The following is a 12,709-nucleotide window of genomic DNA, read 5'->3' on the forward strand; positions in this document are numbered from 1 at the left end:
CGGCACAGGCCTTGGCCCGAGCACATCCCACCGGTAAACCCACTCAATGGAGGGCGGCCCGGAACTCAGGGTTCCGGGCCGCCTCGAACGTCGGATGGCTAGGAGATTTTCACCGGGTTAACCACGTCCGCGATCAGCACCAGGATGGTGAAGCAGACGAAGATCCCGGCCACCACGTACGCCACCGGCATCAGCTTCGCCACGTCGAACGGGCCGGGGTCCGGGCGCCGCAGCACCCGGGCCACGTTCCGCCGCAGCGCCTCCCACAGCGCGCCCGCGATGTGCCCGCCGTCCAGCGGGAGCAGCGGGAGCATGTTGAACAGGAACAGGGAGAGGTTGAAGCCGGCGAGCAGCATCACGAACATCGCCACCTGCTGGGAGGCGGGGATGTCCAGGGTGGCGATCTCGCCGGTGACCCGGGCGGCGCCGACGATGCCCATCGGGGAGTCGGGTTCGCGGGGGCCGTCGCCGAAGGCCGCGTTCCACAGCGCGGGGATCTTGCCGGGAAGGGCGGCGAGGGAGTCGACGGCGTCGCCGACCCGGTCGGTCATCCAGGTCACCGACTGGCCGAAGTCCTGGTGGACGACGCCGGTGGCGGAGCCGAAGCCGAGGAAGCCGGCCTTGACGTACTTGCCCTGGACGTACTGCCCGCTGGAGTCCTTCTGGGCGACCAGGTTGGTGGCGATGGTGGCGTGCAGGGTGAGCTGCCCGCCGTCGCGCTCGACGACGATCGGGACGGTCTTGCCTGCGCTGTCCCGGATCAGGTCCGACAGGGTGTTCCAGTCCTTGGTCGGCCTGCCGTCGAAGGAGACGATCTTGTCGCGCTTCTGCATGCCGGCGGCCTGGGCCGGGGAGGGCGCGTCGGACTTCTTGCAGCTGTCGCGGTGCTCGCTCTGCGCGATGACGCAGGGCGAGACGGAGGCGACGGTGGTGGTCTGCTGCTGGATGCCGAAGCCCATGAGCACGGTGAAGAACAGGCCGATCGCGAGGATCAGGTTCATGAAGGGGCCCGCGAACATGACGATGACGCGCTTCCACGGCTTGCGCGTGTAGAACATGCGGGTCTCGTCACCGGGCTGCAGTTCCTCGTAGGCCGCCGAGCGGGCGTCCTCGATCATGCCCCGCCAGGGGGAGGTGGAGCGGGCGGAGACCCGGCCCTGGTCGTCGGGCGGGAACATCCCGATCATGCGGATGTAGCCGCCGAGCGGCACCGCCTTGATGCCGTACTCGGTCTCGCCCTTCTTCCGCGACCAGACGGTCGGGCCGAAGCCGACCATGTACTGGGGCACGCGGATGCCGAAGAGCTTGGCCGTGGACAGGTGCCCCAGCTCGTGCCAGGCGATCGAGACGAGCAGGCCGACCGCGAAGACCACTATGCCGAGGATGAACATCAAGGTCGTCATGCACGCGCCTCCGCGGTTGCCGTCGTGGCTGTCAGTTCACGAGCCCGGGCACGGGCCCAGGTCTCCGCTTCGAGGACGTCCGACACCGTGAGTGAAGTTCCCGCGCCCGGGGTGCCGTGCTCCTCGACGACCCGGGTCACGGTCTCCATGATCCCGTTGAAGGGCAGCGCGCCGCCCAGGAAGGCCTCGACGCACTCCTCATTTGCCGCATTGAACACCGCCGGGGCGGTCCCCGCGAGCTGCCCCACGTGCCGCGCGAGATTCACCGAGGGGAAGGCCGCGTTGTCAAGGGGGAAGAATTCCCAGGTGGAGGCCTTGCTCCAGTCGAAAGCGGGCGCGGCGTCGGGGACGCGTTCGGGCCAGCCCAGGCCGATGGCGATCGGCCCGCGCATGTCGGGGGGCGTCGCCTGGGCGATCGTGGATCCGTCGGTGAACTCGACCATCGAGTGGACATACGACTGGGGATGCACGACCACCTCAATGCGGTCGAAGGGAATGTCGTAGAGGAGGTGTGCCTCGATGACCTCCAGGCCCTTGTTGACGAGGGTCGCGGAGTTGACCGTGATCACCGGGCCCATGGCCCAGGTGGGGTGGGCGAGCGCGTCCTCGACGGTGACGTCCGCCAGCTCGGCCCTGGTACGGCCGCGGAAGGGGCCGCCGGAGGCGGTGACGACCAGCTTGCGCACGTCGGCGCGGGTGCCGGAGGCGAGGGACTGGAAGAGGGCGGCGTGCTCGGAGTCGACCGGGATGATCTGGCCGGGCTTGGCGAGCGCCTTGACCAGCGGGCCGCCGACGATCAGGGACTCCTTGTTGGCGAGCGCGAGGGTGCGGCCCGCCTCCAGCGCGGCGAGGGTGGGCGCGAGGCCGATGGAGCCGGTGATGCCGTTCAGCACGGTGTGACAGTCGGAGGCGGCGACCTGGGTGGCCGCGTCCGGTCCGGCGAGGATCTCGGGCAGGGCCTCGCCGGGGCCGTACTCGGCGGCGAGTGCCTCGCGCAGGGCGGGTACGGCGTCCTCGCGGGCGACCGCCACGGTCCGCACCCGCAGCCGGCGCGCCTGCTCGGCCAGCAGGGCGACCCGGCCGCCGTTCGCGGACAGGGCGGTGACCCGGAAGCGGCCGGGGTGGCGCAGCACGAGGTCGATGGCCTGGGTGCCGATGGATCCGGTGGAGCCGAGGATCACCACGTCCTTGGGGCCGTCGCCCGCGACGGGGTCGTAGACGAGGTGCGGATCGGCGAGGGGTGCCGGATGGGCGGGGCTGTCGGTCATCCCCCCATTGTGGCCGCAAGCGGTGACGGTCAGGACAGGGTGTCCCCCGGGCGGGTGCGTGAACAGGATTCGTCGCGGGACGGAGCGATTTCCCCGATGTGAAGTATCAGTGAAGATCCCGTGATAACACTGCAGTCGCACCACTTCGCGGACGACATCCTGGGGGGATCTCTCCATGCGTACTGTGCGCATTCGCGCTGCCCTGCCGGCCCTCGCGGGCGCGGCCCTGCTCACCGGCACCCTGCTCACCACCCCGGCCCAGGCGGCCGGGGGCGTCCGGATCCACCATGTGTGGTTCGACAGCCCGGGCACCGACAACCGCTCCAACGCGAGCCTGAACGCCGAGTGGGTGCAGATCCGGAACACCGGCGGCTCGGCCGTCTCGCTCAAGGGCTGGGTGCTGAAGGACGCCTCGAACCACCGGTACGTCTTCCGCGACGTCACGATCGGCGCCGGGAAGTACATGAAGATCCACACCGGCCGGGGCGCGGACACCGCGTCGGACAAGTACCAGGGCCGCAGCGCCTACGTCTGGAACAACGACAGGGACACGGCCACCCTGACCAAGGCGAACGGCGCCAGGATCGCCTCCTGCTCATGGACCACACGGGATCCGAGCGACAAGTACTGCTAGCGGCCGGTCCTGCTGAGGGCGCCTACGGCGGGCGACAAGTCCTGCCGAAGACAAGTACCGCAGAAAAAGTGCACCTTTGGCCGCCGGTCATGGCATCCTTTCGTCGGCGCCCGACAAGAGGGGCCATCAATGGGGGAGGAATCACTTTCGTGAACCGCATGCGTACGACCGCGACCGTCCTGGCGACGGCCGGTCTTCTGACCGCCACTCAGCTCGGTCTGGCCGGGGGCGCGTTCGCCGCCACCCACACCCCGCAGCGCGCCGGCTGCCCGCTCAACATCAGCTACCCGACGCGTTTCTACGTCGACTCGCATGGCTGGGTGACCAACGGCGGCCTCTACTTCGGCATCCAGAACAAGTCCACGACGCAGAGCTTCAAGCGGGTCAGCTTCACCGTCACCAACGTCAAGAACATCCGCTACGGCTCGGCGAAGGCCACGGGCGGCCGGGTCACCCAGAAGACCTCGCAGACCGTGACCGTGTCCACGGGCACGCTGAACAAGAAGGCGAGCCTCGGCGTGCGGGTGCAGACGCACCTGCTCAACACCCACACCTACCGGGTGAAGTTCACCCTGCACGGCTCGGGCTGGAACTGCGCCGTGAACCAGGGCACCTGGGGCAACTGACCCCAGGCGCCCGGTCACCGGGTGACGGAGGAGCTCAGTCGCCGTAAGGGCGGCGTTCATTCTCCCGCGTGGACGGTCCGGGGGTCGCGTCCGCGATCCACGGGCCGTCCCCGGACGGATCGACGATGCCCTCCTCCAGCCAGGTGTAGGACCCGCCGAGAACGCCCTTGACCACCTTCCGGTCGAGGGCGTCGGTGTTGGTCCACAGGCGGTCGAAGAGCTCCTCGACCCGGATGCGGGCCTGCCGGCAGAAGGCGTCGGCCAACTGGTAGGCCTCGCGGCCGTGTTCGCCCCGGCTGCGCAGCAGTTCGGCCCGGACGCAGGCCGCGCTCATCGCGAACAGCTCGGCGCCGATGTCCACGATCCGCCCGAGGAAGCCCTGCTTGGTCTCCATCCGGCCCTGCCAGCGGGACATGGCGTAGAAGGTGGAGCGGGCCAGCTTGCGGGCGGTGCGCTCGACGTAGCGCAGATGCCCGGACAGATCGACACCCTGCTTGAACTCGCCGTAGGACAAGGGAAGTTGGCCCGGTCCGGCGATCAGCTTCGGCAGCCACTTGGCGTAGAAGACGCCCGCGTTCGCGCCCGCCTTCGCCTTGTCGGACAGGGACTTGTCGGGGTCGATGAGGTCACCGGCGACCGAGAGATGGGCGTCGACGGCCTCGCGGGCGATCAGCAGATGCATGATCTCCGTCGAGCCCTCGAAGATCCGGTTGATGCGCAGATCGCGCAGCATCTGCTCGGCCGGGACCGCCCGTTCGCCGCGCGCCTTCAGGGAGTCGGCGGTCTCATAGCCGCGTCCGCCGCGGATCTGGATCAGTTCGTCGGCCATCTTCCAGGCCATCTCGGAGCCGTAGAGCTTGGCGAGGGCGGCCTCGATACGGATGTCGTTGCGGTCCTCGTCGGCCATCTGGGAGGAGAGGTCCAGGACGGCTTCGAGGGCGAAGGTCGTGGCCGCGATGAAGGAGATCTTCGAGCCCACCGCCTCGTGCAGGGCCACCGGCTTGCCCCACTGCTCGCGCTCCGCCGACCATTCGCGGGCGATCTTCAGACACCATTTGCCGGACCCCGCGCACATCGCGGGCAGCGAGAGCCGGCCGGTGTTGAGGGTGGTCAGCGCGATCTTCAGACCCGAGCCCTCGGGCCCGATGCGGTTTGCTGCGGGTACCCGGACCTGATGGAAGCGGGTGACGCCGTTCTCGATGCCGCGCAGCCCCATGAAGGCGTTGCGGTGCTCGACGGTGATGCCCTCCGAGGCCGCCTCCACCACGAACGCGGTGATGCCGCCCTTGCGTCCCTCGGCCTTCGGCACCCGCGCCATGACGACGAGCAGATCGGCGACCACGCCGTTGGTGGTCCACAGCTTCACCCCGTCGAGGACGTAGTCGTCCCCGTCGGGTACGGCCGTGGTGGCGAGCCGTGCCGGGTCGGAGCCGACGTCCGGCTCGGTGAGCAGGAAGGCGGAGATGTCGGTGCGGGCGCAGCGCGGCAGGAAGGCGTCCTTCTGCTCCTGGGTGCCGAACATCTTCAGCGGCTGCGGGACACCGATCGACTGGTGCGCGGAGAGCAGCGCGCCGACGGCGGGGCTCACGGAGCCGACCAGGGCGAGGGCCTTGTTGTAGTAGAGCTGGGTGAGGCCGAGACCGCCGTACTTGGGGTCGATCTTCATGCCGAGCGCGCCGAGTTCCTTCAGGCCCGCCACGACCTCGTCGGGGATGCGGGCCTCGCGCTCGATGCGACCCCCGTCGACGGTACTCTCGCAGAACGTACGCAGCTTGGCGAGGAACTCCTCGCCGCGCCGCACGGACTCGTCGTCGGGGAGCGGGTGGGGGTGGATGAGATCGAGCCGGAAGCGCCCGAGGAACAGTTCCTTGGCGAAGCTGGGCTTGCGCCAGTCCTGTTCCCGGGCGTCCTCCGCCACCTGGCGTGCCTCGCGCTCGGTGACGTTGGTGCGTGAAGTGGTGGGGGCGGACATGAGGCTCACCTCGCCGCGAAGAGGGATGATTCGGACCGTTCACTACCGACCAGTGCTACTGGATCGTTGGTACCCGAAACGGGCCGCCCCGACCACCCCTCGCGCGTCCGTTCAGCGGATAGTCGGCCGGCGCTCAGCCGATGTCGCCCTGGTAGCTGTACGTGCCGAAGGTGAGCGCGTCGAACGCGCCGCACCTCTTGCTCGACCCGCCGGCCTGCGCCAGGGTGTCACCGGCCGCGACGACAGGTCCTTCCGGGGGGCCGTTCATGTTCCGCCTCCCTGGGGTCGCCGCCCGGCCGACAGGTTGCCGAGGATCCGGATCGGAAAACACGTCGAAGCGCTTCGACACCTCTGGACACTCCGGCCTGGCTGAGGATAATGTCCATCACACCCTCACTCATCCTCGTCAGCAGCGCGCAATGTCGAAGCGCTTCACACCGGTTGGAGCACGGATGGTCACCCTCGCCGAGGTCGCCCAGCACGCCGGAGTCTCGGCGAGCACGGTGAGCTATGTCCTCAGCGGCAAGCGGTCCATCTCCTCGACCACCCGGCAGCGGGTCGAGCAGAGCATCCGGGAACTGGGCTACCACCCGAACGCCGGCGCCCGCGCCCTGGCCGGCAAGCGGTCGAACATCATCGCGCTGATGATCCCGCTGCGCACCGACATGTATGTGCCGGTGATGATGGAGATCGCCATCGCCGTGGCGACCACGGCCCGTACGCATGGCTACGACGTCCTGCTGCTCACCGGGGAGGAGGGGCCCGACGCGGTGCGCCGGGTGACCGGCAGCGGTCTCGCCGATGCCATGATCCTGATGGACGTCGAGCTGCAGGACGAGCGGCTGCCGCTGCTGCGGGAGAGCGGCCAGCCCTCGGTGCTGATCGGGCTGCCCGCCGACACAGCGGATCTGACCTGCGTGGATCTGGACTGGAGCGCGACGGGTGCGCTGTGTGTGACGCATCTGGCGGGGCTCGGCCACCGTGACATCGCAGTCATCGGCGAGGCCCCCGCCGTCTACGAACGGCACACCGGCTTCGCCGAGCGCACCCTCGACGGACTGCGCTCCCGGGCCCGCGAGACGGGCGTCCGCGTGCTGCACCGCCCGTGCGAGGGCGGGTACGACGCGATGGCCCTCACCCTCGCCCGGATCTTCGACGAGCGCCCGGCGACGACCGGGTTCGTGGTGCAGAACGAGTCGGCGGTGGAACCCCTGCTCGCGCTGCTGCGCCAGCAGGGCCGGGCCGTGCCGGAGGACGTGTCCGTGGTCGCGATCTGCCCGGACCAGGTCGCCGTGCAGGCCTCGGTGCGGCTGACCTCGGTCGCCGTGCCGGCGCAGGAGATGGGCCGGCGCGCCGTGGAGCACCTGGTGGCCAAGCTGGACGGGCCGGGCGGCGACGAGGTCGTGCTGCTCGCCCCCGAGCTGACGCCGCGGGCGAGTTCGGGGCCGGCGCCGGCCGCACCCTGACACCCGCGGCTCACGAGTGGCGGGCGAGGGCGTCATGGAACTGCGGCTCGCGCACGTCGGCTTCTCCGGTTGAGGGTCCGGAGAAGACCGGCGACAGGAAGGGGTCCGGCACCGGAAGGCAGCGGTGCCGGACCCCTTCGCCATGGCGGGCTGCGCCATGACCAGCTTACCTGAAAATGATTGCCATTACCTAGTGGGACGAGACCACGGGCCGGGCATGCGAGACGGCCCGGGTCCAGGACCCGGGCCGTCTCAGGGGTGACGCAATGGCGCCGTGATCAGCCGCGGCTCGCCTTGCCGAGGGCCGGCACGAAGCGGAGGGCGTCCAGCGTGCCCACGCCGGTGGCCATGTCATAGCCGTTGACGGCCTTGTAGCCCTTGACGCCCTGGTAGCTGTTGTCCGTGCCGTCGTTGACGTCGACGACACCCGGGTTCTTCTGCTTCAGCAGGGTGTAGAGGGCGGAGTTGATGTCACCCAGTCGGCGACCGGCCGCCTGGTCGGCGAGGGCCACGATGCCCGAGAAGAGCGGGCTGGCCTCGCTGGTGCCGCCGGAGACCTCCCAGCCGACGGCGGTCGGGTCGTAGCTGGAGTACACCCAGGCACCACCGTTGACCGCGGCGGCCATCGAGATGTCCGGGGTGCCGCGGCGGCCGCCGACGACGTTCTTCACACCGTCCTGGAAGGACGGGCGGCCGAAGACGTGGGACTGGCCGCCGCCGCCCGCGCCGTTGTCGTTGTAGACGCTGTCCGGCTTGACGCGCCGGCCCTTGTCGTTCAGGTGGAGCTGGGTGCCGCCGATGGAGGTCACCAGCGGGTCCGAGGACGGCCAGGAGTTGACGGGCTTGTTGTAGTACGACTTGCCGTCCGCCTTCATGTCGGTGGCGCCGCCGTCACCGGAGGAGGCGAGCACGGTGACGTGCTTGCGCTTGGCGGCCTCGAAGGCGTACCGCAGCTTCTTGATGCTGGAGAAGTCGCCCTTGTCGAAGCCCGGGAAGGTGTTCTCGGTGGCGCCGAAGCTCTGGCTGATGACGTCGCCGACCCCGTGGTCGATCAGGGACTTCTCGGCGGACATCATCTCCGGCAGACCGGTGACGCCCTCGGTCTCGGCGACCGCCGTCTCGACCAGCACGATCTTGGCGCCGGGGGCGACGGCGTGCGCCATCTCGACGTCCAGCGTGGTCTCGCCGGCCCAGCCGGTCATGTCGGAGTTCTTGGGGTCCCACTTCGGGACGTGGCCCCACTTGACGACGCTGACCTTGGTGCTGGGCAGCCCGAACTGCTTGCTGTAGACGTCCAGGTCGTGCTGGACGGTCGGGGACCCGAAGGAGTCGACGATGACGATCGTCCGCCCCTTGCCGGTGATGCCCTTCTTGTACAGCGGGTTCAGGTTGTACGCGGTGCGGTACTGCAGCGGGTTGTAGCAGTTGATGTGCCACTTGGTCTGGCACTGCTCGATCGGCAGGGGGCTGGCCACACCGTGGACCAGGGTGTTCCCCGCGATGGCCGGCACCGCTTTGGTGTGCGGTACGCCGGCGGGCGCGGCGGTGGTGGCGCCGGCCTGGGAGGTGGCCGCCAGTGCGGCGGCGACGAGCGCGACGGTGGCGGTGGACGCCGCGACGCCCCGCCCGGAACGGGCTATGTGCATGTGGTCCCCTGAGTGGTCCTGTGACGTCCTGAGCCGGCTGAGGCCGACTCGGACGAAGTGGTCAGGCGCATCTCATCGGGTGAGTCATGGACAGATCAAGACTTATGGCAACACTCTTGAACCGCAGATTTCGAATCCTTTACCAGGGTGCAGCAGTCAGGGAAACGGAACGAGGAACGGCCGAAGCCCCCGCACAGTGGGCTCCGGCCGTTCCTGCCCGACCTGTCCGTGGCAGGTCAGAGCGCGAGTCCGGTCAGGACCAGCACGCGCTCGTATGTGTAGTCGTCCATCGCGAACCTGACGCCCTCACGGCCCACTCCGGACTGCTTGGCGCCGCCGTACGGCATCTGGTCGGCGCGGTAGGACGGGACATCGCCGATCACCACGCCGCCGACCTCCAGGGCCCGGTGGGCGCGGAAGGCGACCTGCAGGTCGTGGGTGAACACGCCCGCCTGGAGACCGTACTTGGAGGAGTTGACGGCCTCGAAGGCCGCCGTCTCGCCGTCGACCTTCTGCACGGTCAGGACGGGCCCGAAGACCTCCTCGCAGGAGATCGTGGTGTCCGCCGGTACGTCGGTGAGGACGGTCGGCGCGTACGAGGCGCCGTCGCGGTCACCGCCGGTGAGCAGCGTGGCGCCGGCCTCGACGGCCTCCTTCACCCAGGACTCCACGCGCTCGGCGGCAGCCTCGCTGACCAGCGGGCCGACATCCGTCTTGGCGTCGCTCGGGTCGCCGGTGACCTGGGCCTCGACGGCGGCGACGATGCGCGGCAGCAGCCGGTCGTACACCGACGCGTCGGCGATCACGCGCTGCACGGAGATGCAGGACTGGCCGCCCTGGTAGTTGGAGAAGGTCGCGATGCGGGTCGCGGCCCAGTCCAGGTCGGCGTCGCTCGCGAAGTCGCCGAGGACCACGGCCGCGCCGTTGCCGCCCAGCTCCAGCGTGCAGTGCTTGCGCGGCACCGAGTCCATGATCGCGTAACCGACCTTCTCGGAACCGGTGAAGGAGATGACCGGCAGTCGCTCGTCCTGGACGAGGGCGGGCATCTTGTCGTTGGCGACCGGCAGGATGCTCCAGGAGCCGGCCGGCAGGCCCTCGGTCTCGGCGAGCAGGTCGCCGATGATCAGGCCGGACAGCGGGGTGGCGGGCGCCGGCTTGAGGATGATCGGGGCGCCGGCCGCGATCGCCGGGGCGATCTTGTGGGCGCACAGGTTCAGCGGGAAGTTGAACGGCGCGATGCCGAGCACGACGCCCTTCGGGAAGCGCCGGGTCAGGGCGAGGCGCCCCTGGCCGCCGAGGTCGGTGTCGAGCCGCTGGGCCTCACCGCCGTTGAACCGGCGGGCCTCCTCGGCCGCGAACCGGAACACGGAGACGGCGCGGCCGACCTCGCCCCGGGCCCACTTGATGGGCTTGCCGTTCTCCGCGGAGATCAGCTGGGCGATCTCCTCGGTGCGCTCGACCAGCCGCTTGCTGACGTGGTCGAGCGCGGCGGCCCGCACGTGTGCCGGGGTGGCGGCGAACTCGTCCCGCACGGCGTACGCGGCGGCCACGGCCTCCTCGACCTGGGCGTCCGTCGGTACGCCGGCCTTGCCGACGAGCCGGCCGTCCCACGGGGAGGTGACGTCGAAGGTGTCCTCGCCGGTGACCTGGCGACCGGCGAGCCAGAAGGCGTGGGTGGCTCCCACATTCTTTTCCTGGGGCATCTGCGAGTCCCGGCCCTTCCGCGTTTGGGGATGTACTTGGCTTTCGTGGTCCACGGTAGGGCGGGGGCGCCCGGGGGTCGCTTGTCCGACCCGTAGCAGTAGAGGAGCAGGACACTACTGTTTGGACTAGGGCGTGTTACGAAAGTCCCGTCGTCCGCCCGGAGGGCGGGCCGAGCGGCGTCTGGTGCGTGCTCTGGGGGTCCCCCCGGCCGGAGGCTGGGGGAGTGCCGGGCGAAAGCCCTCGTACTGGTTGTACGTGGGTTTTCGCCCGGTGCGGCGAGAGTGCGTGCCAGGCGTCGGGCGGCAGGCGGGACTTTCGCAACACGCCCTAGTCGCCGGAGGTCGCCTTCAGGGCGAGCCACAGCTCCATCCGTACGTCGGGATCGTCCAGCGACCGCCCCAGGATCTCCTCGACCCGCCGCATCCGGTAGCGCAGCGTGTGCCGGTGCACCCCGAGGTCCGCCGCGGCCGCGTCCCACTGTCCGTGCCGCGACAGCCATGCCCGCAGCGAGGCGACCAGATCCCCGCGGCCCGTCGCGTCATGCTCGTGCAGCGCCCGCAGCAACCCGTCGGCGAACGCCTTCACCGCGTCGTCGGCCAGCAACGGCAGCACGGACCCCGCGGCCACATGCTCGTGCTCCACCAGCACCCGCGCTCGCCGGCGTGCCACGGACAGCGCCTGCTCGGCCTGCTTGTAGGCCGCCGCCGCGGCGATCGGCCCGGCCGGCGCGGACAGCCCCACCACCAGCTCGTCCTCCTCTCCCCCGGCCTGCTCGGGCACCGCCCGCGCCGCCTCCAGCGCCGCCGCGTACTGCGCGCAGGCGGCCACCGCGGCACCCCCGTCGGCGGCGAGTACGACCAGCCGCTCGCCCTCGGGCACGACCAGCACGGCCTCCCCGGAGCGCGCGGCGGCGGCCTCCACGCTTTCGGTGAGCGCGCCCAGCGGATCACCGCCGGCGTCGGCGACGAGGGCCGCGCCCCCGGACACCGACGTGGCGACATGGCCATGGGCGTCCGCGTGCGCCCTGGCGGCGGATCCGGACACCGACTCGGCGACGATCATCCGGAACGGGGCGTCGAGCAGCCCGCCGTACAGGTCCCCGGCGACGGCGCGGGCGTGGTCGGGCTCCCCGGCGAGCAGCATGCGCAGCACCGCCGTGCCGAGGCGCTGTTCGGCCGCGTGCAGGGAACGGGAGCGTTCGGTCGTGAGGGTGAGCAGGGCGATGGCGGAGTGCACGGCGTATCGCTCGGCGGTGCCGGGGGCGGCGGCCGTGCCGACGGCGAGCGCGGCGCGGGGCCGCCGGCCCGTCCCCAGGGAGTGCAGCTCGACCCGGTCCTCGTGTTCGGGCCCGCCGACCACGGAGGAGGCCGGGGCGGGCCGCTCGCGCAGCCGCTGGACGTCGGCGGTGAGCCGCGCGGCCCTGCGCCCCGCCCACTCCGGCGCGGCCGCGACGACGGCACCGGAGGCGTCGTACAGCGCGGCCCAGCCGTCGACCTGGGCGGCGAGCGCGCCGAGGAGGCCCTCGGGTCCGGCGCTGAGGGCCTGCTTGGTCAGTTCACGCTGGGCGGCGAATCCCGCGGTGACGGCCCGGTACTGATCGGCGGCGATGGCCGCGGACACGGCCTTGCTGATGGCGAGGAAGGGGGTGCGACGCGGCACCTCCAACAACGGCAGCCGCTCCTCCCGCGCGGCCTCGACGAGCGCCTCGGGAATGTCCTCGTAATTCACCCCGACGGCGAACCCGAGCCCGACGACACCGGCCCCCACCAGCCGCTTCACATACCGCCGCATGGCCTCCCGGTCCTCCGCGTCCAGCTTCAGCGCGGTGATCAGCAGCAGTTCGCCGCCCTCCATGTACGGCACCGGGTCGGCCAACTCACTGACGTGGGCCCAGCGGACCGGCACATCGAGACGGTCCTCACCGGCGCGCACGGTCAGCTTGAGCGCGGAGTGGTGGACGAGCGAGGCGAGAGTAGGGGGCATGGGGCCT

General features: G+C 70.5%; 10 protein-coding genes. 3 read left to right on the plus strand and 7 right to left on the minus strand.

Annotated elements, in window-relative coordinates:
* Window positions 1–98: 98 nt before the first annotated feature.
* Window positions 99–1,403 carry a M50 family metallopeptidase gene (locus IE277_RS25925; RefSeq protein WP_189956112.1) on the minus strand — a complete coding sequence of 435 codons (1,305 nt, stop codon included), beginning with the start codon at window positions 1,401–1,403 and terminating at the stop codon, window positions 99–101.
* Entirely contained in the window at window positions 1,400–2,671 is a 1,272-nt protein-coding gene (dxr, locus tag IE277_RS25930; protein WP_189956113.1) for a 1-deoxy-D-xylulose-5-phosphate reductoisomerase, read from the minus strand. The genes IE277_RS25925 and dxr overlap by 4 nt, the downstream gene beginning before the upstream one ends.
* A 175-nt stretch (window positions 2,672–2,846) precedes the next feature.
* On the opposite strand from dxr, the gene IE277_RS25935 reads away from it, so the two are divergent.
* Window positions 2,847–3,305 carry a lamin tail domain-containing protein gene (locus IE277_RS25935; protein ID WP_189956114.1) on the plus strand — a complete coding sequence of 153 codons (459 nt, stop codon included), beginning with the start codon at window positions 2,847–2,849 and terminating at the stop codon, window positions 3,303–3,305.
* Window positions 3,306–3,463: 158 nt separating this feature from the next.
* Window positions 3,464–3,931: a hypothetical protein gene (locus IE277_RS25940; RefSeq protein ID WP_229881973.1), complete on the plus strand. Its 468-nt coding sequence runs from the start codon at window positions 3,464–3,466 to the stop codon at window positions 3,929–3,931.
* 34 nt (window positions 3,932–3,965) lie between these two features.
* Here IE277_RS25940 and IE277_RS25945 read toward each other — a convergent pair whose 3' ends face one another.
* Window positions 3,966–5,903 (minus strand): acyl-CoA dehydrogenase family protein, encoded by a 1,938-nt coding sequence (locus IE277_RS25945; protein WP_189956116.1) that lies wholly within the window; start codon window positions 5,901–5,903, stop codon window positions 3,966–3,968.
* A gap of 133 nt (window positions 5,904–6,036) precedes the next feature.
* Window positions 6,037–6,171, minus strand: a complete 135-nt coding sequence (locus tag IE277_RS48890; protein ID WP_268252656.1) for a hypothetical protein — start codon at window positions 6,169–6,171, stop codon at window positions 6,037–6,039.
* A gap of 184 nt (window positions 6,172–6,355) precedes the next feature.
* Between IE277_RS48890 and IE277_RS25950 the strand changes: the two genes are divergently transcribed.
* Complete coding sequence (locus IE277_RS25950) at window positions 6,356–7,369, plus strand: LacI family DNA-binding transcriptional regulator (RefSeq protein WP_189956117.1); 1,014 nt, start codon at window positions 6,356–6,358, stop codon at window positions 7,367–7,369.
* Between the two features lie 278 nt (window positions 7,370–7,647).
* On the opposite strand, the gene IE277_RS25955 is transcribed toward IE277_RS25950, so the two are convergent.
* The 3 genes from IE277_RS25955 to IE277_RS25965 form a co-directional block, all read right to left on the minus strand.
* On the minus strand, window positions 7,648–9,015 hold the full coding sequence (locus IE277_RS25955; protein WP_189956118.1) for a S53 family peptidase: 1,368 nt from the start codon (window positions 9,013–9,015) through the stop codon (window positions 7,648–7,650).
* Window positions 9,016–9,251: 236 nt separating this feature from the next.
* Window positions 9,252–10,700 (minus strand): aldehyde dehydrogenase family protein, encoded by a 1,449-nt coding sequence (locus IE277_RS25960; protein ID WP_189956119.1) that lies wholly within the window; start codon window positions 10,698–10,700, stop codon window positions 9,252–9,254.
* A 346-nt stretch (window positions 10,701–11,046) separates the two neighbouring features.
* A complete protein-coding gene (locus IE277_RS25965; RefSeq protein WP_189956120.1) occupies window positions 11,047–12,702 on the minus strand; it encodes a PucR family transcriptional regulator in 1,656 nt (551 codons plus the stop codon).
* Between the last annotated feature and the right edge of the window lie 7 nt (window positions 12,703–12,709).

Source organism: Streptomyces alanosinicus, from assembly GCF_014650595.1.
Taxonomy (GTDB): Bacteria; Actinomycetota; Actinomycetes; order Streptomycetales; family Streptomycetaceae; genus Streptomyces; species Streptomyces alanosinicus.